Source organism: Algihabitans sp., assembly GCF_965226985.1.
Lineage (GTDB): Bacteria > Pseudomonadota > Alphaproteobacteria > Kiloniellales > DSM-21159 > Algihabitans.
Map to the genome: position 1 here is coordinate 1 of NZ_OZ245712.1, position 21,127 is coordinate 21,127.

Annotated in this window: 15 protein-coding genes and 1 pseudogene; 10 read left to right on the plus strand and 6 right to left on the minus strand. The window is 63.3% G+C overall.

Going from position 1 to position 21,127, the window contains the following annotated elements; genetic code table 11:
* The first annotated feature begins 102 nt into the window (after window positions 1-102).
* Window positions 103-591, plus strand: coding sequence for a DUF1178 family protein (locus ACO054_RS00005; RefSeq protein ID WP_421710396.1), 489 nt, complete (start codon window positions 103-105; stop codon window positions 589-591).
* Between the two features lie 230 nt (window positions 592-821).
* Window positions 822-3,110: an ammonium transporter gene (gene amt / locus ACO054_RS00010; RefSeq protein WP_421708391.1), complete on the plus strand. Its 2,289-nt coding sequence runs from the start codon at window positions 822-824 to the stop codon at window positions 3,108-3,110.
* A gap of 106 nt (window positions 3,111-3,216) precedes the next feature.
* Here the strand turns inward: amt and ubiG are convergent, their stop codons facing one another.
* Window positions 3,217-4,020: a bifunctional 2-polyprenyl-6-hydroxyphenol methylase/3-demethylubiquinol 3-O-methyltransferase UbiG gene (gene ubiG / locus ACO054_RS00015; protein ID WP_421708392.1), complete on the minus strand. Its 804-nt coding sequence runs from the start codon at window positions 4,018-4,020 to the stop codon at window positions 3,217-3,219.
* A gap of 238 nt (window positions 4,021-4,258) precedes the next feature.
* Between ubiG and ACO054_RS00020 the strand changes: the two genes are divergently transcribed.
* The 8 genes from ACO054_RS00020 (at window position 4,259) to ACO054_RS00055 (ending at window position 15,739) form a co-directional block, all read left to right on the plus strand.
* Complete coding sequence (locus ACO054_RS00020) at window positions 4,259-5,482, plus strand: aspartate kinase (protein WP_421708393.1); 1,224 nt, start codon at window positions 4,259-4,261, stop codon at window positions 5,480-5,482.
* Window positions 5,483-5,771: 289 nt separating this feature from the next.
* Entirely contained in the window at window positions 5,772-8,048 is a 2,277-nt protein-coding gene (gene ptsP / locus ACO054_RS00025; protein WP_421708394.1) for a phosphoenolpyruvate--protein phosphotransferase, read from the plus strand.
* 418 nt (window positions 8,049-8,466) lie between these two features.
* Entirely contained in the window at window positions 8,467-9,864 is a 1,398-nt protein-coding gene (locus ACO054_RS00030) for a RodZ domain-containing protein (protein WP_421708395.1), read from the plus strand.
* Window positions 9,865-10,047: 183 nt separating this feature from the next.
* Window positions 10,048-11,178: a flavodoxin-dependent (E)-4-hydroxy-3-methylbut-2-enyl-diphosphate synthase gene (gene ispG, locus ACO054_RS00035; protein ID WP_421708396.1), complete on the plus strand. Its 1,131-nt coding sequence runs from the start codon at window positions 10,048-10,050 to the stop codon at window positions 11,176-11,178.
* Window positions 11,179-11,318: 140 nt separating this feature from the next.
* Window positions 11,319-12,626 carry a glutamyl-tRNA reductase gene (gene hemA, locus ACO054_RS00040; protein ID WP_421708397.1) on the plus strand — a complete coding sequence of 436 codons (1,308 nt, stop codon included), beginning with the start codon at window positions 11,319-11,321 and terminating at the stop codon, window positions 12,624-12,626.
* Window positions 12,623-13,699: a peptide chain release factor 1 gene (prfA, locus tag ACO054_RS00045; RefSeq protein WP_421708398.1), complete on the plus strand. Its 1,077-nt coding sequence runs from the start codon at window positions 12,623-12,625 to the stop codon at window positions 13,697-13,699. The genes hemA and prfA overlap by 4 nt, the downstream gene beginning before the upstream one ends.
* Entirely contained in the window at window positions 13,696-14,553 is an 858-nt protein-coding gene (gene prmC, locus ACO054_RS00050; protein ID WP_421708399.1) for a peptide chain release factor N(5)-glutamine methyltransferase, read from the plus strand. Before prfA ends, prmC begins: the two co-directional genes overlap by 4 nt.
* A 280-nt stretch (window positions 14,554-14,833) precedes the next feature.
* On the plus strand, window positions 14,834-15,739 hold the full coding sequence (locus tag ACO054_RS00055) for a DUF4167 domain-containing protein (protein ID WP_421708400.1): 906 nt from the start codon (window positions 14,834-14,836) through the stop codon (window positions 15,737-15,739).
* A 60-nt stretch (window positions 15,740-15,799) separates the two neighbouring features.
* Here ACO054_RS00055 and ACO054_RS00060 read toward each other — a convergent pair whose 3' ends face one another.
* From ACO054_RS00060 to ychF, 5 genes and pseudogenes are all read right to left on the minus strand, one after another.
* The gene (locus ACO054_RS00060) at window positions 15,800-16,321 is read right to left on the minus strand and encodes a CC0125/CC1285 family lipoprotein (RefSeq protein ID WP_421708401.1); all 522 of its coding nucleotides are present in this window, start codon (window positions 16,319-16,321) and stop codon (window positions 15,800-15,802) included.
* Window positions 16,322-16,325: 4 nt separating this feature from the next.
* Window positions 16,326-17,822, minus strand: coding sequence for an adenylate/guanylate cyclase domain-containing protein (locus ACO054_RS00065; protein ID WP_421708402.1), 1,497 nt, complete (start codon window positions 17,820-17,822; stop codon window positions 16,326-16,328).
* 376 nt (window positions 17,823-18,198) lie between these two features.
* A complete protein-coding gene (locus tag ACO054_RS00070; protein ID WP_421710397.1) occupies window positions 18,199-19,548 on the minus strand; it encodes an EAL domain-containing protein in 1,350 nt (449 codons plus the stop codon).
* A 171-nt stretch (window positions 19,549-19,719) separates the two neighbouring features.
* Window positions 19,720-19,938 (minus strand): annotated as a pseudogene (locus ACO054_RS00075) (hypothetical protein); the annotation flags it as partial.
* Window positions 19,939-20,029: 91 nt separating this feature from the next.
* Window positions 20,030-21,127 carry a redox-regulated ATPase YchF gene (gene ychF / locus ACO054_RS00080; RefSeq protein WP_421708403.1) on the minus strand — a complete coding sequence of 366 codons (1,098 nt, stop codon included), beginning with the start codon at window positions 21,125-21,127 and terminating at the stop codon, window positions 20,030-20,032.

Sequence of the window (21,127 nt, forward strand, 5' to 3'; positions counted from 1 at the left end):
ATGCCACCGACAAGGCTGCTGCTCAGGGCTTGCCGATTGCAAGGGTCTACGCATTTATGATCAAGCAGTAGATAAGAGAGAATGCCAATTGGGTTCGGTGCAATGATCAAATATGCCCTTCAGTGCGAGCGAGACCACCGTTTCGAGGCTTGGTTTCGGGACAGCGGCGCCTTTGACGCGCAGGCTGCCAAGGGAGACTTGGTTTGTCCGATTTGCGGTTCGGCTCACGTGCGCAAGGCTGTCATGGCGCCCCGAATAGCGGTTGGCCGCGCGCCTGCGCCGGTAGAAGACGCAACCGGCCTTTCGGAAACAGCTGTCGCCGAAACCGGGACGAGCAGCCAGAAGACCCTAGCTACGACCGGGCGGAACGACGCGGTGCTTCGCCAGAAACTTCTGGAGCTGCGTGACGTCGTGGAAGCCTCCTGCAGCTACGTCGGTTCCGATTTCGCCGAGGAAGCGCGCAAGATCCACTATGGCGAAGCCGACGCACGCGGAATCTACGGCGAGACGAGTCAGGACGAAGCCCAGGCTTTGACCGAAGAGGGAATTGCGGTCGCTCGCCTTCCCTGGATATCGCGCGGCGACGCCTGATTGTGCATTGCGTGACGGGAAGCGCTTCGCCGACTTTCCTTCAGGCGCAGGTGCTGTTTGTCCGCCTGTTCGGAGCGTGAACCGATGCCGGCTCCGCTATCGTTTGTAGCGAATCGCTCTTATCCAATTCTCTTCAAGTTAGTGTTACATTGAATATTGTGCGGCCAAGTTGATCGTGTCGCGGTCTCGGAGTGCAGTCTCTTGAGGGCGTGAGACCCGGAGTCCGCTTCGTGCGGTGCAGATCGGGTGCAGGTCTTGGCGGTGCCGTTCGCGAGAGTCGATCGCTCCGCTTCGGCGTGACGACAAAGGTGGAACGGGTGGGTGCAGCCATTCACGGCGAAGGCGATCTTGTCGACGTTCTCTGGCTGATCGTCAGCGCGGTGCTCGTGTTGATGATGCAGGGCGGCTTCGCATGTCTGGAAAGCGGGCTGGTTCGCGCAAAGAATACGATCAATGTGGTCGTCAAGAATGTCGTCGATATCTCGCTGACCGGTCTTCTCTTCTGGCTGTTCGGCTTTGCGTTGATGTTCGGGCCGAGCTTGGCCGGCTGGATTGGCTTCGGCGGTTTCATGCCAGGCGAGGACGCCAGCGCCTGGTTGCTCGCGTTCTTCCTCTTCCAACTGGTTTTTTGCGGTACGGCGGTGACGATTGTCTCTGGTGCTGTTGCCGAGCGCATGCGCTTCGACGGCTATCTGATCGTTGCCGCTCTGGTCGCCGGCCTGATCTATCCCCTTTACGGCCATTGGGCCTGGGGTGGCTTGGTAGCCGAAGGTCGCGGCTGGCTCGCCGAAGCCGGCTTTATCGACTTCGCGGGGTCAACCGTCGTCCATTCGATTGGCGGGTGGGTTGCGTTGGCCGCCGTGCTCGTGATCGGGCCGCGCCTAGGGCGATACGGGCCGGACGGGCGACCGATCGAGGGGCACAACCTGCCCCTTTCCATGCTCGGTGTGCTGCTGCTCTGGGTGGGTTGGTTCGGCTTCAACGGAGGTTCGACCCTGGCGCTCGACCCTTCGATCGCTGGAATTGCCGTCAATACGGTCTTGGGCCCTGTGGGCGGTTGCCTCCTGGCCATGGCCTGGTCCTGGAGGCGGCGCGGACGTCCTGACGTCAGAACGATGATGGACGGGATCCTGGCCGGCCTCGTGGCGATCACCGCTGGCGCCCATACCTTCGCCCCGGCAAGCGCGTTGCTGGTCGGGGCTTTGGGCGGCGCAGCCTGCATTGCCGCTGCGGGACTGCTGGAACGGCTGAGGATCGACGATGCGGTCAACGCCGTTCCGGTGCATCTGGCCGCCGGCGTCTGGGGGACGCTGGCAGTCGCGCTGTTCGGGGATGTCGCGGATTTCGCAGGCGCAACCCGCTTCGAGCAGTTGGGCAGCCAGTTGCTGGGCGTCGTCGTCGCAGGTGCCTTCGCCTTCACCTTGGCCTTCGCGGTGCTACGGACGATCGATCGAGTTCGACCGCTTAGGGTTTCCCGCCAAGATGAGCTGACCGGCTTGAATGTGGCTGAGCATGGCGCGAGCTCCACCCTGACCACGCTTTTGGCGCAGATGCATCGGCAGTCCACGTCGGGCGACTTCGCGCGTAACGTTCCGGTCGACGAGGGGAGCGAAGCCGGGGAGATCGCGGCCCAGTACAACTTGGTGCTGGAGAAGTTCCGTATGGAGACGGCGAAGCGCGAGCAGGCGGTTCGCGCCGTGCACAAGGCCAAGGAGCAGGCCGAGAGCGCCAACGCCGCCAAGTCGAATTTCCTAGCGTCAATGAGCCATGAACTGCGGACACCGCTCAACGCCGTGATCGGCTTTTCCGAGGTTATGCGAGAGCAGACTTTCGGTCCTCTCGGCAGTCAGCGCTACCGGGATTACGTCGGCGACATCCACGGGAGTGCCAAACATCTTCTGAGTCTGATCAACGATCTGCTCGATCTCTCCAAAATCGAGGCGAACAAGTACCAGCTCTGCGAAGAGGAACTCGACGTGGGCGAGACGGTGGAGACAGCCCTGCGTCTCGTCCGACCGTTGGCGGAGCGCAAGGGTTTGACGCTCACTGCCAGGGTTCCGGACCGCGACGATGCTTTCGCGCTGCCTCTCCTGTTGGCCGACGAACGGGCATTACACCAGATTCTGCTCAATCTCTTGTCCAATGCTTGCAAGTTCACCGACACTGGTGGGGACGTTCTGGTCTCCGCGTGCCGCGAGCCCGACGGCCGAGTGGCGATCGCCGTGCAGGACAGTGGAATCGGGATGTCGCGCGCGCAGATCCGACAGGCCTTGGAACCCTTCGTGCAGGTCGATAGCCGAACCCGCAGAACGGACCAGGGGACGGGCCTCGGCCTCCCCTTGGCGCGGTCGCTCGCCGAACTGCATGGCGGAAGCTTCGTGATGACGTCGGAGGTCGGGTATGGAACCGAGATCGTTGTCCGGTTCCCCCTACACCGAATCGTGCCCAATACCGGTGGAGACTTGCCGACTGGCAGCGGCAGCGGGGACAAGCCCGCCGATGGGGCCAGCGCTGCTTGAAACGGTTTGACGACCGCTGACCGCTCTTCGGGACGGCCGCACTTTAGTCTTCCAGGGCAATCGTGTCAGACTGACGCGACACGCTTCCGGTTCAGACGATCACGCTCTAATCCCGGAACGCCGTCATCATGTAGTTGACGTCCAGGTCGCGCTTGGCGAGCCGCCATCCGTCAGTCAAGGGGTTGTAGACCAGGCCGGTCGCGTCGCCGACCGTGAGGCCGGCACCCCGCAGCGCGTTGGCAGCTTCATGCGGACGGACGAACTTGCGCCAGTCGTGGGTGCCCGCTGGCAGCCAGCGCAGAACGTATTCGGCGCCGATCTTGGCGAGCGCCAAAGCCTTTAACGTTCGGCTGAGTGTCGACAGCACCAGAAGGCCGCCGTCCGCGACCAACTGACCGCAGGTCTCCAGAAAGGCGGCGGGGTCGGCGACGTGTTCGACGACTTCCAACGTCACCACCAGATCGAAGGTCGCGCCCTCGGTAAGAAGGTCCTCGGCCGCCGCTTGTCGGTAGGACAGCCTGTGGCTGCCTGGTGTCCCGCCGTTCCCCAGCAGCCCGGCCTCTTCGGCATGTTTGCGGGCGACTTCCAGAGATTCCCCGGTCGCGTCAATCCCCAGGACCTCGGCGCCGAGACGGGCCAAAGGTTCGCTGATCAGGCCGCCGCCGCAGCCGATGTCGAGCGCTGTCAGGCCTTTCAGCGGTTTGTCGCCGCGCGGATCGCGTTCGAACCGCCGGCAGGCCTGATCGCGCAGGTAGCCGAGGCGAGTCGGATTGAGCCGATGCAGAGGCCGCATTTCACCATCCGGGTCCCACCAGGTGGCTGCAAGACGCCCGAACTTCTGAACTTCCTCCGCAAGCACGGAGCTGCTGCCTGACTGCAGCGTTGTGTCGTGTTCTTGTGCCTTCGGCATGTCGTTGGCGATCCATCTGTGCCTTGAGGGATGGTCCCTAGAGAACCACCGCATATCCTGAGCCGCAGGAGCGTGCCTTGTAACTAGCCGCCCCGGACGATGGGGTAAGCTTGCTTTTCTGGCGACTTACCAAGTATGGATAGCGCGCCTCTTCGCGGCAACCTGCCGCCTGTCCGGGTTTGGCACACGAACCGCCGGGACGGCGGGGCGCTCCCTGAACCGTTGGTCGGACTGCGCGATGGCTCGAATCGTGATGAAATTCGGCGGCACCTCGGTTGCCGACCTGGACTGTATCCGCAACGTTGCCCGGCGCGTTCGGGGCGAGGTTGAGGCGGGGCACCAGGTGGCAGTCGCCGTTTCCGCCATGGCCGGCGAAACCAACAAGCTGGTCGGTTGGGTTCGTGAGGCGGCGGCGCTGGCGGATCTGCGCGAATACGACGCAATCGTTTCTTCCGGCGAGAACGTGACGGCCGGGCTGTTGGCGCTGGTGCTGCAGGCCGACGGCATTCCGGCCAGGTCCTGGCAGGGCTGGCAGGTGCCGATCATCACGGACGCAGCCCATGGCTCTGCGCGGATCCAGAGGATCGAGACTGAAGAGTTGGAACGGCGGCTAGCCGAGGGTCAGGTCGCCGTTATGGCCGGTTTTCAGGGTTTGGAGCCGGACCGCAATCGCGTCACGACCCTTGGGCGAGGCGGGACCGACACCTCGGGCGTGGCCCTGGCGGCGGCGCTTGGCGCGAAACGCTGCGATATCTACACCGACGTCGATGGCGTTTACACCAGCGATCCGCGAATCGTGACCAAGGCGCGTAAGCTCGACAAGATCACCTACGAAGAAATGCTGGAAATGGCCTCTCTTGGGGCGAAGGTACTTCAGACCCGCTCGGTCGAGATGGCCATGAAACACCGGGTCCGGGTGCAGGTCCGCTCTTCCTTTGCGGATACGCCCGGAACGCTGGTTGTGGACGAGGACGAGATTGTGGAACAGGCAGTGGTAAGCGGTGTCACCTATAGCCGCGACGAAGCGAAGATCACTCTGATGGGTGTTCCGGATCGTCCAGGCTTTGCCGCCTCCATCTTCGGTCCCTTGGCGGACGCAGCGATCAACGTCGATATGATCGTGCAGTCCGTATCGGGTGACGGCGAGCGCACCGATATGACCTTCACCGTCACCAAGCAGGATCTGGAGCGCGCCGTGCATCTGCTGAGCGAGCGTGAAGCCGAACTAGGTTTCGGAGAGCTGCTGCAGGCTTCCGACGTGGTGAAGGTATCGGTGATCGGGGTCGGTATGCGAAGCCATGCCGGGGTCGCGCAGAAGATGTTCAAAACGCTTGCCGAGAAGGGCATCAACATCCAGGTGATCTCAACCTCGGAGATCAAGGTCAGCGTGTTGATTTCCGAAGCCTACACGGAGCTGGCGTTGCGCAGCTTGCACACGGCCTACGGTTTGGACGCCGCTTAGAACACGTCTTGTTTGTCTGACGGATGCCGAGCGGGGTCCAGCAAACAGGTTGATCCGACCCTAGACGAGGTGGTGATCGATCAGGCCAGCTGCCTGTTTCCGGCGATTGCGGCGAATCTGGTCTAGAGTCAAAAAGCTACAGTCTGTTTCTTGTGATCGGTGGAAGCGCGAAGCGAGGCCAAGGGATCACGGCAGGCTCTAAGCGGCGGACAGCCGCGCCGGTTGCTGTCTGGGAGCCGCCGGATTGGGACGATCGTCCGGGTCGGACCGAGAGGGAGCGAGTTTGGGAATGACGCCGCCGCAGACCCTCGGCTGGGTTGGTTCCCGCCGCCTGTTGCGCCAGTTGCGCGACCTTATGAAGGGCGGCGGTTCCGTTCAGGATCGACTGAATCGAACCGTGGCGCTGATCGCCGACGACATGGTTGCCGAGGTCTGCTCTTTCTATCTGCTGCGCGCCGGCGAAGTCCTGGAACTCTTTGCGACCAAGGGCCTGAGCCCCGAAGCGGTCCATCGGACGCGTCTGCGACTCGGCGAAGGCATCATCGGTGACATCGCGGCCCACGCACGTCCGCTGAATCTGCCTGACGCCCAGTTGCACCCGAACTTCGCCTACCGTCCCGAAACGGGGGAGGAGGTTTACCACTCCATGCTGGGCGTGCCGGTCATGCGTGATGGTCGCGTTCAGGGCGTCCTGGCGGTTCAGAATCGCGCCTCCCGCCATTACGGAGACGAGGAAGTCGAGACGCTGGAGACCGTCGCGATGGTACTCGCCGAGCTCCTGAGTTCCGGTGAGCTTGCGGCGACCATGGCGAGCGGCTCGCTCAACACGTCGGACGCCATGCCGGCTCGGTTCGGAGGGATTGTCCTGAACGAGGGGCTGGCCATCGGTCAGGCCGTCATGCACGACCGTGGCATTGTCATCCGCCAGGTGGTCGCGGAGGATCCAGCGGTCGAACTCGAGCGCTTGGATACGGCCCTCAAGGCCATGCTCGGCCAACTCGACAACCTGATGGCGCGCGACGAGTTGTCCAACAGCGGCGAGCATCGGGAGGTGTTGGAGACCTTCCGCATGTTCGCCGAGGATCGCGGATGGGGCGAGCGCATTCGCGAGCAGGTGCAGGGCGGCCTCTCGGCGGAGGCGGCGGTACAGCGCGTTCAGATCGATCTGCGCAACCGCATGAATCGGGTCAAGGACCCCTACCTTCGCGAGCGCTACGCCGACTTCGAAGATCTCGGCAACCGGCTGCTGCACCATCTCCTCGGCAGTGCCGGTTCGACTGAAGATCGGGGACTCCCGGACGACACCGTGCTGTTGGCGCGCAACCTCGGCCCGGCCGACCTGCTCGACTACGACGCCGCGAAGTTGAAGGCGGTCGTGCTGGAAGAAGGGTCGCCGACCGCGCATGTGGCCATTGTCGCACGCGCGCTCGGGATCCCGATGGTGGGGCGCTGCCGGGACGTTCTGGCCCGCGCCCGCGCCAACGACGTGGTGGTGGTGGACGGCGTGAGCGGGCAGGTGCTCTTGCGCCCGCGATCGGGCATCCGCGAGTCGTTCGTCGAAGCGATTCGCGCCGGGGAGGAGCGCCGCCAGCTGTTTGCGGCGACTCGCGATCTTCCGGCCGTCACGCAAGACGGCGTGGAAATCAGTCTACAGATCAACGCCGGCCTGCTGGTCGATCTACCGCAGCTGCATGCCAGCGGGGCGGAGGGAGTCGGCCTCTACCGCACCGAGGTGCCGTTCATGGTGCGGGACTCCTTTCCCGACGTCGAAGCTCAACTCGAACTCTATCAGCGGGTGCTCGAGCAGGCCGAAGGCAAACCGGTCACCTTTCGAACGCTTGACGTGGGCGGTGACAAATCCCTGCCGTACTGGGCCGACACCAAGGACGACAATCCCTCGATGGGCTGGCGGGCGATCCGGATCGGTTTGGACCGGCCGGCGATGCTGCGCCAACAGCTTCGCGCCCTCGTGCGCGCGGCGGCGGGCCGTGAACTTCGAGTGATGTTCCCGATGATTGCAGAGGTCAGCGAGTTCGTTCGCGCCAAGCATCTGCTCGAGCGGGAGGTCGCGCGTCAGACATCCGCAGGCAATGTACCTCCGGCCCGTGTGGAAACCGGTGTCATGCTGGAAGTGCCGGCGCTGGCCTGGCAGCTTCCGACGCTGTTCGATCTTGTCGACTTTGTGTCGGTCGGCTCCAACGACCTTCTGCAGTTTCTTTTCGCATCGGACCGGGGCAATCCGCGCCTTGCGCGTCGCTACGACATCCTTTCGCCGCCGGCACTGTCGTTTCTGACGAGTCTCGCGCGTCAGGCCGAGGATGCGAAAGTGCGTCTCTCGCTATGCGGTGAGGCCGCGGGGCATCCTCTGGAGGCGATGGCGCTCATTGCGGCCGGTTTCCGCATTCTCTCGATGCCGCCGACGGGAATCGGACCCGTCAAGCTCATGCTGCGGTCGCTCGAGTTGGCACCGCTACAGGCCTATCTGGAGCATCTTTGTCATTCTCCGAACGCCAGCGTTCGCGGATCGCTGCGCGCCTATGCCCGTGATCGGGGCGTGGTCATCTAGTTACCTGAGCAGGCCGGTCGAACGAGTCCGGGTCTTCCTGCTGCGGATGTTTCACGACGCGAGGTCGGGGCCGCGATGGCCGCCTCGCCTTCCGGGCGTTTATTAATTTGTTTACCATATGGGGATTGAGTTGGCGGTTGTGGGCGGTCCGCCGCGAGGGCGCGGCTTGGATCCCAGCGCTACGAGCATAGCCTGTTGACGCCAGATCGATGCCGCTTTGCATGATTTGCCGCGATTAAGTGGAATTTGCTAACTATATGCACGCAAAACTGGTGCAGGACATTTCCTGCAAGAGACTGACGGAGCAGCAGTCTGGGTAGTATCGCGGATTGCTTCAGAGTACGGGCGACCGACAACGCCCGCGTTGGATTGGTAGGGAGGCGCAAATGTCGGTCGCGTTACCCCGAGGGAATAGACCATGGCTGAACGTGCCCGGGAGGCGGATCTCCAGGACGGTAACGACCAGGAACGGACGGTGGAGAAAGACAGCGTCGGCGCCATGCTGGCGCGCGCGCGCCGCGAACGTGGACAGGAAGTTGCCGACGTTGCGGCCAATCTTCGGATCCGCCGGGTCTATCTCCAGGCCATCGAAGAGCGACGCTACGCCGAGTTGCCCGGACCGACCTACGCGGTCGGTTTTGTGCGTTCCTATGCCGAATACCTCCAGTTGGATGCTGCGTTTCTTGTCGAGCGTTTCAAGTCGGAGATTGCGGGTCTGGAGCGTAAGCCCAGCCTGCATTTTCCTGCCCCGAAGCCGGAAGGCAGAGTGCCCGGCGGAGCGCTGGTGGTGATTTCGGTTCTGTTGATCGCCTTGACCTACGGCGGTTGGTACTACGCCAACCAGAACGACGTCTTGGACGGACTTCTGAGCGGGGAGCCCGAAAGGCTGGCAACCGACGTCCCTGATGCACCCGCAGGCGACCAGGCCGCCGAAGGGCCGCTGGCTAACGGCGCAGGCGGTGACGAGGCTTCGGCAAGCCAGAGCACAGCGCGCGCTACTGCCGAGGATGACTCCGGGGCGGAGGATCGCTCCACCGTTCGGACGCCCCTGCCGCCGCTGGATCGCGCAGCCCAGGCGGAAGCGACGGTTCAAGAGGCTTCCCAGCCGATTCCCGGCGCGACTGAGCCAAGTGCCGCGGAATCAGATCTTGCGGAATCAGATCCTGCGGAAGCTGGTCCGGTGGAGAGTGCGTCCGAAGCCGGTGGTGACGACGCCCCGCCGGCTGAAGCCGCTAGCCTCTCCCCACCACCCGAAGCCGCAACTGATGTCGCGGCGCAGCCGGCGACGCCGGGCACGGCCGAACGGGCACCTCAGGCGCCGGGCGTGGCCGCTAACTCTATTGAAGGCGATGTCGCGGCTGACGGCACAGCCGAGCCTGTCACGGCGGCCGAGCCGCCGGCTGCAGAGGCGACGGCGGCGGAGGACGCCGAGACCGAGATCGCGACGGCCGCGACGGAAACCATCGAGCCGGGCATTCCCGACGCGCCCGATCTGCCGACCTCCGCGAACCAGAACAGCGGGCGGGTCTACGGCGTCGCCAACGGCGAATCCCGTGTGGTGCTGACCGCTACGTCCGATTCCTGGGTACAGGTTCGCAGTGCCGACGCCAACCTCCTGATTACCCGCGTTCTGCGCGCTGGCGATATCTACCGTGTCCCTGATCAGCAGGGTTTGACCCTGGAGACCGGCAATGCCGGTGGTTTGACGGTGACTGTAGACGGCCGCACCGCGCCGCCGCTGGGGCGATCTGGCGATGTGCTGCGCGGTGTTTCGCTGGAACCTCAGGCCCTGCTATCCGGGCAGGCAGCCCAATAGGGCGCTCAGGATCCCTACGGTCTAGCTCTTCGCCTTGGCCTTCGATCACCGCCGTTGGCCACGGTTGTCATGGGTCTGCAAGCATATCTGCAACCATCTCGCCTTGAAGAATGGTGCGGAGAACGGCATTTTGCAGGGCAACGGCGCGGATTAGAAACCGCGCGTGTATGCGAGGAGCAGGCGATGTCCGCGGTCCGGCCCTACCGGCAAATCATTCGGCGCAAGTCTCGTCAGATTCACGTCGGCTCGGTGCCGATCGGTGGGGACGCGCCGATCGCGGTGCAGTCTATGACCAATACGCCAACCACCGACGTCGCGGCGACCATCGCACAGATCCGCCGTCTGGAGGTGGCTGGCGCCGACGTCGTTCGCGTCTCCGTGCCGGATCAGGAGTCGAGCGCGGCGCTCAAGGAAATCGTGCCGGAAGTTACGGTTCCGATCGTCGCCGATATTCATTTTCACTATAAACGCGGGATCGAGGCCGCCGAGGCGGGGGCGGCCTGTTTGCGGATCAATCCGGGCAATATCGGCAGCCGTGATCGCGTACGCGAGGTCGTCAAGGCGGCACGCGACCACAACTGCGCGATCCGCATCGGTGTGAACGGCGGCTCGCTTGAGCGCGACCTGCTCGAACGCTATGGGGAGCCCTGTCCAGAGGCGATGGTTGAGAGTGCGCTCAACCACGCCAAATATCTGGAAGACGAGGATTTTTTCGAGTTCAAGATCTCGGTGAAAGCCTCGGACGTTTTTCTCTCTGTAGCGGCCTATCAGGCCTTGGCCGAAGCTTGCGACTACCCCTTGCACATCGGTATCACCGAGGCGGGCGGTCTGCGCTCGGGGACGGTCAAATCTTCGATCGGGCTTGGGATGCTGCTGTGGTCGGGTATCGGGGATACCGTTCGGGTTTCGCTGTCTGCCGAGCCGGAGGAAGAAATTCGCGTCGGCTTCGAAATGCTGAAGACGCTCGGCTTGCGCCATCGCGGCGTCAATGTGATCTCCTGTCCGTCCTGCGCGCGTCAGCAGTTCGACGTCATCGAAACGGTGAAGGTTCTTGAAGAGCGCTTGGCGCATATCTCCACGCCTCTGACGGTCTCCGTCATCGGTTGTGTGGTCAACGGTCCGGGTGAGGCGACCATGACCGACATCGGTTTCACAGGGGGCGGCAAGGGGACTCACCAAGTCTATGTGGGCGGCCTGCCGCATCATCGCTTGAAGGATGAGAGCATCGTCGATCATCTGGTCGGGCTGGTGGAGGAAAAAGCAGCCGCGATCGAGGCCGAGAAGGCCAATGCCGGTGCCGAGGCGGCCGAGTGATCGATCTACCGCCCTATCCGCAACCGCCTCTTGCAATCCCACTTTTCACGCTCTCCGCCGTGAGGGACGTGCCAGGATCTGCCAAGGCATTGGAACGGCAAGACCGGCACGTCGCCCGCGCTTAGCGGGGAGGTCATGCCGTGGCCGAGTCGGTGTCCACGTCACCGTCCCCCCAGTTCGTAGCGGCGGCGGAGCCCCTCGACGATCTGCTGATCGTGAGTGTCAACCACCGGACCGCCTCTGCCGATCTGCGGCATCGTCTCTACGTCGATGAAGACGATCAGTCGTTACGCTTGGCTGAACTGGCTGCAGCCGGGGTGTCGCCGGCGCTTCTGATCTGCACTTGTGACCGGGTGGAGATCGTGACCGCCCGCGCCGCCGTCGACCCCGCGGCTTTGGTCGAAAGGCTCGCCGATTGGGGCGGCACCCGTGCCGACGAACTGAGCGATCTGGTTGTCACGCGTCGCGGGGCGGCTGCGGCACGGCACCTTTTTGCGGTCGCTGCCTCGTTGGACAGCCAGACGGTCGGCGAACCTCAGGTGCTCGGACAGGTCAAGGCGGCGCACAAGCGGGCGCTTGCGGGTGGAGCTTTCGGTGGTGTCCTTGAACGGGCGCTTCAGGCCGCCTATGCGGCCGCCAAGCGGGTGCGCAGTGAAACGGCCATCGGCGAGCGTCCGGTTACTCTTGCGGCATCCGCCCTGCAGGTTGCCAGGCAGATCCACGGCGACCTCAAGCGTTGTCGCGCCCTTCTGCTCGGTTTCGGTGAGATGGGCGAACTGCTAGCCGAGGAACTGCAGCTTGCGGGGGTGGCGGAACTCGCCGTGGCTCATCCCGTAGAGCGTCGCGCTAAGCGCGTGGCGCAGCGCATCGGCTGTCATCGCCGAAGTTGGGCCGATCTGGCGACGGCTCTGACAGGGGCGGATATCGTGATTTCGGCCCTAGGCGGCAGCGACTACGTTCTGGACCGCAACCAACTGGCCGCGGCCTTGAAGACACGACGGCGGCAACCGATTTTCCTGGTCGATGCCGCAATCCCCGGCGACGTTGCACCCGACGTGGCTGAGCTGGACGACATCTTTCTTTATGATCTGCACGATCTGGAGGGACTTGCCCTGAGAGGCAAGGAAGAACGGGAGACCGTGGCCGGAGCGGCCTGGTCGATCCTGGAGGCGGAACTTGGTGCCTTTCTGAGAAATTATGCCGAGCGGGCCGCCGTACCTGCGGTGACGGCACTGCGTGAGCGCTTCGAAAGCCTGCGGACCGACGTACTGAAGAGTGGACCCCGCGACCCCGACGAAGCGACACGACTGCTTGTCAAACGGCTGCTGCACGGACCCAGCGAGGCCTTGCGTCAGGCCGCCGCTGAAGGTCGAGACACGAAGGAGTTGGAGGCGCTTCTGGTTCGGCTGTTCCGACTCGCTGAGCCTGAGAACGAGGATAAGACGTGAGTTTGGACGAAAAGCTGTCGCGCGTGGTTTCACGCTTTGAAGAGCTGCAAGCCCTGATCGCAGAGCACGCGGACCCCGGCTCGAGCGACTATACGGAGAAGCTGAAGGAGTTCTCCAGCCTGACTCCGGTGGTCGAGGGCATCAAGGCCTACCGCAGCACTTGCGAGGAGCTGGATGACCTAGACGCCCTGCGTCAAGATTCCGAAGGCGATGCGGCGCTGCGCGATCTGGCTGAGCAGGAGTACCGCGACGTCAAGCAGCGGCTCCCGGAGCTCGAGCAGCAGGTCAAGATACTGCTTCTTCCGAAGGATGAGGCCGACGCGCGCAACGCGATCCTGGAGGTGCGTGCCGGCACCGGCGGAGAGGAGGCCGCACTCTTCGCCATGGAACTGTTCGGCATGTACCAGCGTTGGGCGGAGCTTGGGGGCTACCGCTTTAGCCCTCTGGACATCGAGGAAACGGATCTGGGTGGTCTCAAGAACGGGAGCGCGGAGATTGCCGGTCAGGACGTTTTCGCCAAGCTGAAGTACGAGTCGGGCGTCCACCGCGTACAGCGCGTACCGGTGACAGAATCCGGCGGGCGGATCCATACCTCGGCCGCAACCGTGGCCGTACTCCCAGAGGCTGAGGAGGTGGATCTCCATGTCGACGATAAAGATTTGCGAATCGACACCTATCGCTCGCAGGGCGCCGGTGGTCAGCACGTCAACACTACCGACTCCGCAGTACGGATCACGCATTTGCCCACCGGTATCGTCGCGCAGTGCCAAGACGAGAAGTCGCAGCATAAGAACAAGGCGAAGGCGATGAAGATGCTGCGCGCGCGCATCTACGATGCCGAGCGCCAGCGCCTCGAGGCTGAACATGCGGCTGCCCGCAAAAGCCAAGTGGGTTCGGGCGACCGTTCTGAACGCATTCGCACCTACAATTTCCCGCAGGGGCGCGTCACCGACCATCGCATCAACCTGACGCTCTATAAGCTCGACAAAGTGATCGGCGGTGAGGCTCTGGATGAGGTGATCGATGCTCTGGTGTCGGAAGACCAGGCGGCACGCCTCGCCGTGATGCAGTGAGCGCGAGCCTGCGGGAACGAACGGTCGCTACGGCTCTGTCGGCTGCGACCCGGCGCCTCAAGGCGGCCGGTGTGGAGCAGCCGCGACGGGACGCACGGCTGCTCCTGAGCGACGCCTTGGGCTTGGCACCCGAGCGCACACTTGTCGAGCCGGACCGACCTATTGGGGAGTCGGAATGGGCCGTTTTCCAGGCTTTCGTAGAGCGCCGTGCAGCACGCGAACCAGTATCGCGCATTCTGGGGCGGCGGGAGTTCTGGGGACTGACCTTTCGTATCTCGCCCGATACCCTGGACCCTCGCCCCGACAGCGAAACCCTGATCGAGGTTGCGCTCGAACGCTTGTCGGATCGCCGAGCGCCCTCGCGTCTTCTGGATCTTGGCACGGGTAGCGGCTGCCTGCTGTTGGCTCTGCTGAGCGAGTTGCCCAACGCGGTGGGTTTGGGGCTTGATATCTCGACAGGGGCTGTTGCCGTGGCGCGCGGCAACGCCTTGGATCTGGGGCTGTCCGGACGTGCAGGCTTTGGCGTGGCCGACTGGACTGCTGGCGTGACCGGTCCGTTCGACCTCGTGCTTTGCAACCCGCCCTACATCGCACGGGATGCGGCTCTGGAGCCGGAAGTCGCGGACTACGATCCGCCGAATGCCCTCTACGCGGGATCGGATGGTCTTACCGCCTACCGCCGGCTGTTGCCGACCCTGTCGCCGTTGCTGGCGCCGGAGGGCTGCGTGCTGCTGGAGTTGGGCGCGGGTCAGGCTGACGCCGTAGCCGCTCTGGGCGAGGCGGCCGGTTTCTCTGATATGACCTTGAGGGCGGACCTGTCTGGAACGCTGCGCTGTCTTGCGCTATCGCGATAAAAAAACTGTTGGAATACGCCGCGTCTGTCTCTACCTTTCTTCCTGTGAGCCGTGCGCGGCCACGGTGCGTCCGAGGGGGCAGATGTCCGGACGCCGATCAAGTCCCACAGCAAAAGCGCTTTTCCCGAAGGGTCGGGATTATGGGCTTGTACGCCAGTGGCATGAGGCCAATGGTCCTGTGGGTCAACACCGTCAACAAATGGCTTCATGACGTAAGCGACGGATGAGACAAGGTAACAACCAACGGCGTGGCCGCGGTCGCTCCGGGCGCAGACCTAATGTGCCCAACCGCAACCAGACCTTCGACAGCAACGGCCCCGAAGGACGCGTGCGCGGAACGGCGCAACAGGTTTACGACAAGTACCTGGCGCTCGCGCGTGATGCTCAGGTCTCGGGCGACCGTATCCTGGCTGAGAACTTTCTTCAGTTTGCGGAGCATTATTTTCGCGTTCTGAACGACTCTACCGACCCGGATGACAACCGCGATCGCCAGCGTGAGAACGGCGACAGCCGACAAGCCCGGGGGTACGAGGACACCAACGCCGAAGATACGGAAGATGACGAGGAGTCATCTTCCGACGGGGGGCAGCCGACCCAGGTCAATGGAGGCGGGCGCGAACGGCCTCACCGCCGCGATCAGCGTCGCGATGACCGGCCGCGCATGCAGGATCGCCGTGGCACCCGCGGTGATCGCGGTCCGCAAACAGCCGAACTTGCCGCAAGCGACGACGGCCGCGACAAATCGGCGGAAACACCAGACGCCTCTGGTTCTGCGGGCGGTGAGGGCGCGAGCAAACCCTTCGAAACCGCGCCTCCCCTCAGTGAACGGCGGGCGCGTCGACAGAGCCGCGAGGCTTCACGTGAAGACGAGCCGGCGGATCTGCTATCGGTATCTGGTGTTGACGATGCCGTTTCCGAGGCTGCCGAAAGCCAGAAAAAGGCCGCTGCACAGTCGCCGGCCGAAGAGGGTGTGGACGAGGGTCTGCGGAAGATCTTGGGAGATCGCCCGCGTCGCGCGCCGCGGCGGCGTCGGGCGCCTGCCTCCGGCAACGGAGAGACCAAGACCGCTAAAGCGAAAGCTGCCGATGCTTCGTCTGATGCTGCTGGGAAAAGCGGTGCCGCCAAGGACGATACCGCTGATAAGAGCGACGCGAAGCTGGAGGAGCCGGGGAGCGCGGCGACCTGACGACCGATTTTAGTCGTCGTTACCGCTCTGCCGTTCGCGGGTTCAGGATTTCGGGCAGGTTCAGGATTGCGGTTTGTCGCTTGGCCGTCGAACCGTCAGTGCGAGCCTGTCGAGAACGGCCTGCGTATCTCGGATATCGGCGTTCTTAGGTGGTTTGGCCCCCTCGGGCAGAACCTCCATCTGCATGATCGCCGTGTAGACCGTCCAGGTTCTGACACGCGTCGGGAAGCGACCGTAAGCGCCGTGCCAGCCGTAGCGGTCTCGGTACCACCACGAGGGAAACGGCGGCGTTTCCGGTGTCTCGTAAACGTTGCGCTCTAGTGTCTTGTCGTGCACGGCGAAGTGCGGGGCCTTGCGTTGCTCCGCCAACTCGGCGGCGCGGAACAGCAGCCCGTCCTCGACCGTTTGGCGGTCGGTTCGCCAATTGCCGGCAAAGCGGACCTCTGCACGGGTGTCGCTGGTCCAGACCTCCGAATAGCCGGACCCGCCGTTCACAGGCGCAGCCTGATACGCAGTCGGCGGAACCGGAGTCAAACATCCCGTCAGGGCCAGGAGAAGGGCTATCGGCAGAAGCCGTCGCATCGACCTAATCTCCGGCCGCCCGTTGAATGTCCTGCGGCATCGGGCTTTCCAGTTCTTGGTCGCCCGAAGGCGGTGCCTCTGTCGTCTGACGTCCTGCCTCGCTGGCGGCGCATTCCCCTGCTGCCGCGCCCTGCAGGGCGAAAATCGGGATTGGCGTTTCCCTGCCGCGCAGCTGAGACTCCCCGGCCGGCATTAGGCCTTGGAGCAGTTCATCGACTTCGGACGGGGAGTCGGTTGCTTCGGACGCCGCTGTGACAAGGGCGCCGCTCGCCACCAGCGGTACCTCCAAATCGCGCGTCAGGCGTTCCAGGCGGCTGGCGATGTTTACCGTGTCGCCAATGGCGGTAAACTCAAGCTGCCGGTTACTGCCGACGTTCCCGACGGTCAACAGTCCATAGTGGAGCCCGATACCGACATGGATCGGCTCGGCGCCGCGCTTTGCTCGCTTCGCGTTCCATCGCTTGACTTCGGCCAGCATCGCGCGGGCACAGGCGAGCGCTCGCCGAGCATCGTCTTCGCGTGGCTCGAGAGTGCCGAAGGTCGCCATCATGCCGTCGCCGATGAACTTGTCGAGTGTCCCGCCGTGCGCGAAGACACAGCGGGCCATGCGCGCGTGGAAGCTGCGGAGCAGCAGGATGCAGCTTTCCGGCGCAATCCGCTCGCAAATCCGCGTGAACCCGACGACGTCGACAAAGAGAACTGCAGCCTGGCGCTGGTTCGGTGTGTCGAAGGCACCGCTCTCGACGGCCAGACGTTCCACCACGTCGGGCGAAAAGTAGCGCGCCAGACTGGCCCTCGCCCGTTCGGAGGATACCTGTCGGGCGAGCAGCCTGCGTGACCGCCAAACGGCGGCCGCGACGATCAGGGCGGTGATGCCAAGCAGCACCACCTCATTCAGCCAGCCGCTGATATTCACGAAATAGGGATCGAGGAAACCCGCGATCGCTTGTTCCTGAGCTTCCGCCGTGTTCGGTGCCGCGGTCACCATCATGTCGCGCGTCGTGGGAAGCGTGAGGATCAGGTAGACGCCGACGCTCCAGGCGCTGGCGGCCGCAAGGCCGGTCCAAAGCACCATGGAAGGGGCATAGCTGAGCGCAGCGCCGGCCAGGAAGACGAAGAGGTAGAGGTTGTTGTGGAGCCTCAGGGTCATCTGGATCGGCCAGGTTTCGCTGGCCAGCGGATTGGGGGCGAGCAAGGCCGTTGTCAGCAGGATGGCATCGACGCCGATGAAGACCGCGACCCAGGTCCTCCAGCGCCGCCTGTGCCTAAGCAGGTAGGGAACCAGCCCGGACAGCGCAAAGAGCGCGACCAGACCCAACCACCAGCCGACCCGGGGGAAGGGCACGGAGTAGGACAGCCAAGCGAAAACCAGCGCCAAAGCGCCGAGCCGCACGAAGAGGGCGAAACGCCAGCCCGCTTGTTCTTCTCTTGCGATCGCCGCTTTGACCCGTCGGTCGAGCGAGCTGCCGCTGCTTGAGCGAAGCCGTCCTAACAAGGTCATCGGTCTTACGTCCCTGGAGCCGGAAGTCTAGAGCAGGATCGCCTTAGATGGCATCGCTTTAGCGATGCCATCTAAGGCGTGAATCCTACTCTAATCAAAAGGTTTAGAGGGCGATTCACGTCTCAGGTGGAAGCCAAGCGTTTCCACCTGAGACGATCGCGCTCTAGTTCTCGTGACAGTTTACGTCGGAATCGCGTTGGATGATCAGCCGGATTTCATGTCTGGACAAAACGAGAGAGCTAAGCTGCGTGCCGTATATGTCGGAATTCTGGCGCTTTCGTCGAAATTCTGCCCAAAGTCGTCTTCGCGCCCGCCGGGTGCCGCCGAATCGCCCCTTTTACGCACCATAGCTCGTTCCAGGCGACCGAGATGAGGCTTACATCCAGGTTTCGGTCGTGCCCTGTTTGCGGGAACGCAGCAGGGCCAGCGTCGGTGACGAAACGTTGCCGCCGGCCACGTCTTGCTTCAAAGGTGCGGTCTTCGGCAGCCCAACTGTCGGTTTGCCGAACAGATATCCTTGGCCGAGCTGTACACCCAGCGCTTTCAGGAGCTCGACCTGTTGTTCCGTCTCGATCATCTCAGCGATCATCACGAGGTTCAACTCGCGGCAAATTCCGGCCATACCTTTGATCACCGCATAGTCGCGTGGCGATTCGGCCATCGCGAGCACGTAGGCACCGTCCATCTTCACGCAGTCGATTTCGAAGGCCTGCAGGTAGCGGAAGGTTGCGTGACCGGCTCCGAAATCATCCAGAGCCACGCGACAGCCGAGGCCGCGTAGTCTCTGGATTGCTACGTCCACCGTCGCGAAGTCTTTGATTTCCGCGGATTCCGTGACCTCGAAGGAGAGACGTTGCCGAAGTCGATGGTAACGCTGCAACAGCACCTCCAGCGCATCGACAAAGATCTCTTCCTGCAAAGACTCGGCCGAGAGGTTCACGGCAAGTCTGAGATCTTCCTCATGCCCTTGCCTGTCGAGATCGGCCAGGGCCTTACGACAAACCGTCAGATCGAACGCCGCGATCAATCCGACCGATTCGCCCAGATGAACGTTTTCGAAGGGCGATTGCCCCTCCGGCAGCCGTGCCAGCACTTCGTAGTGGTCGATCCGACGCGTTTCGAGCTCGACGATCGGCTGGTAGGCAAGCGTGATCTGATCGCGGTCGATGATCTCCTGAAACCGCTCGATGTCATCGAGTGTCTCCCTCAGGAGGTTGCGAAACTGGGTGCCGGGGTCGGCCCGGACGTCGGCCGTCAAGCCCTCCCGCTGAAAGCGTTGCAGAGCATAAATCAGGGTACGGGCGGAGGTGTCCGGCGACATGCCGACCGGACGAAGAGCCTGACTGTGCAGGCGTGCCGTCAAACCTCGGGTCTCCGGCACGGCTTCCAACAAGCCGCTGGCGAGGTCGGCATGATCGACTCCAGGGGCCGTGACGACGCCGAAGCGACCCTCCTCCAGAAGGCCCGCGGTGTCGCCCCCGAAGGACTTGAGGCGCAGAAAGGCGGCAACGCCGTTGATGATGTCTTGATAGGTTTCGGGCGTTCCCGACTGCTCGATTCGGTCCAGGCCTTCCAGCTCCATGACCGTCATGGCCAGCTCGTTCGCGGAGTCGGCGTCGGAGCCGACCAAGTCGCGCAAACGGTCTGCGAAAGAAGTCGCCGTGTGCAGTCCGGTTTCCGGATCGCGTCCTTCGCGCTGTTCGAGCAAGGCCTGGAAGCGGTCCATTGCACTCAGGGCTAAATACCGGTTCGCTTCGTGTGGCAAGGCGTAACCGCAGAAAACGACGTCTTCTGAGGTGCCGTCCGACCTTTCAATGGAGATCTCGACAGGTGGAATTCGAGGGCCATTGGTAAGTTGCTGAAGCAACTGCTTGACCAGCTGCCTATGTGGCTTGGCGATGCGTTCGATGAAGTCCTGTCCGATCAGGCGCGAGTCATCTTCGCCGAACAGGTGCTGACTGGCACCTGCGGCGAAAACGATGCGGCCTTCGCTGTCCAGTTCGATCAGCAGATCTGCCAAAGCGAAGCTGAAGCCAAGAAAGCGGTGCCGCTGCAGCTTTATGGCGTCGATAGCCTGGGTCGGCGGCATTTCTAGGGGTTCCGGCGCCTTCGTCATGTCCAGTGGCGGCGGAAGCCTAATCCCCGCAGCTTAAGCTGCGGTGAAGACGATCATCGGCGTTGATGATTCCAGCTAAGTATCTGGATTTCTAGACATTGAAGCGGAAATGGAAGACGTCGCCGTCTTGGACGCGGTAGTCCTTGCCCTCGGCGCGCATTTTGCCGGCGTCCTTGGCGGCGGTTTCACCACCCAGGGCGACGAAATCATCATAGGCGATCGTTTCGGCACGGATGAAGCCGCGTTGAAAGTCCGTATGAATGGCGCCGGCAGCCTCCGGCGCAGAGGCGCCCCGGGGCACAGTCCAGGCGCGCGCTTCCTTCGGTCCGACGGTAAAGAAGGTGATGAGGTCGAGCAAGCCGTAGCCGGCCTGTATAACCCGCGCGAGGCCGGTGGTCTCCAAGCCCAGCGTTCCCAGGAACTCCTGCTTCTCTTCCGCGTCGTTCAGGCTCGCCACCTCGGCCTCGATAGCTGCCGAGACGATCACGAATCCGGCGCCTTCGGCCGTCGCCCGAGCCCGCACGCGTTCGGCTTCCGCATTTCCGGTCGCGGCAGCTTCCTCTTCGACATTGGCCACATAGAGCAGGGGCTTGGCTGTTAGCAACTGAAGCTGCCTGAAGACCGGCTCCAGCTCTTTGGGAATCGAGACACGCCTGGCGGGTTCACCCTCGGACAAGGCGGCGATGGTCGGCTCCAGGACGGCCAGACGGTCCTTGGCCTCCTTGTCTCCGCCCCGTGCCCGCTTGATGGCAGCGTCGCGCTGCCGTTCGCAGGAATCCAGGTCCGCCAGAAGCAGCTCCGTCTCGACCGTCTCCGCATCCCGGATCGGGTCGACCGACCCGGCTACGTGCGTGGTCTCGCCGCCGAAGCAGCGAAGAACCTGGACGATGGCATCGACCTCCCGGATGTTTGCAAGAAACTGGTTGCCGAGGCCCTCGCCCTTGCTCGCTCCGGCCACCAATCCGGCGATATCGACGAATTCGAGCTGGGTATGGATCGTCTTCGCCGACTTGGCCAGTTGTGCCAAGTCGTCGAGCCGCGGATCGGGCACCGCGACTCGTCCGACATTCGGTTCGATGGTGCAGAACGGGTAGTTGGCGGCCTCTGCGGCCTGCGTTTCGGTCAGTGCATTGAACAGTGTCGACTTGCCGACGTTCGGCAGTCCGACAATCCCGCATTTGAAGCCCAT

Coding starts and splice junctions, on each gene's coding strand:
- ubiG (WP_421708392.1), bottom strand. CDS start 4,020: ATGCCGAAGGCACAAGAACACGACACAACGCTGCAGTCAGGCAGCAGC.
- ptsP (WP_421708394.1), top strand. CDS start 5,772: ATGACGCCGCCGCAGACCCTCGGCTGGGTTGGTTCCCGCCGCCTGTTG.
- ispG (WP_421708396.1), top strand. CDS start 10,048: ATGTCCGCGGTCCGGCCCTACCGGCAAATCATTCGGCGCAAGTCTCGT.
- ACO054_RS00060 (WP_421708401.1), bottom strand. CDS start 16,321: ATGCGACGGCTTCTGCCGATAGCCCTTCTCCTGGCCCTGACGGGATGT.
- ACO054_RS00030 (WP_421708395.1), top strand. CDS start 8,467: ATGGCTGAACGTGCCCGGGAGGCGGATCTCCAGGACGGTAACGACCAG.
- ACO054_RS00020 (WP_421708393.1), top strand. CDS start 4,259: ATGGCTCGAATCGTGATGAAATTCGGCGGCACCTCGGTTGCCGACCTG.
- ACO054_RS00070 (WP_421710397.1), bottom strand. CDS start 19,548: ATGGACCGCTTCCAGGCCTTGCTCGAACAGCGCGAAGGACGCGATCCG.
- ACO054_RS00065 (WP_421708402.1), bottom strand. CDS start 17,822: ATGACCTTGTTAGGACGGCTTCGCTCAAGCAGCGGCAGCTCGCTCGAC.
- ACO054_RS00005 (WP_421710396.1), top strand. CDS start 103: ATGATCAAATATGCCCTTCAGTGCGAGCGAGACCACCGTTTCGAGGCT.
- ychF (WP_421708403.1), bottom strand. CDS start 21,127: ATGGGCTTCAAATGCGGGATTGTCGGACTGCCGAACGTCGGCAAGTCG.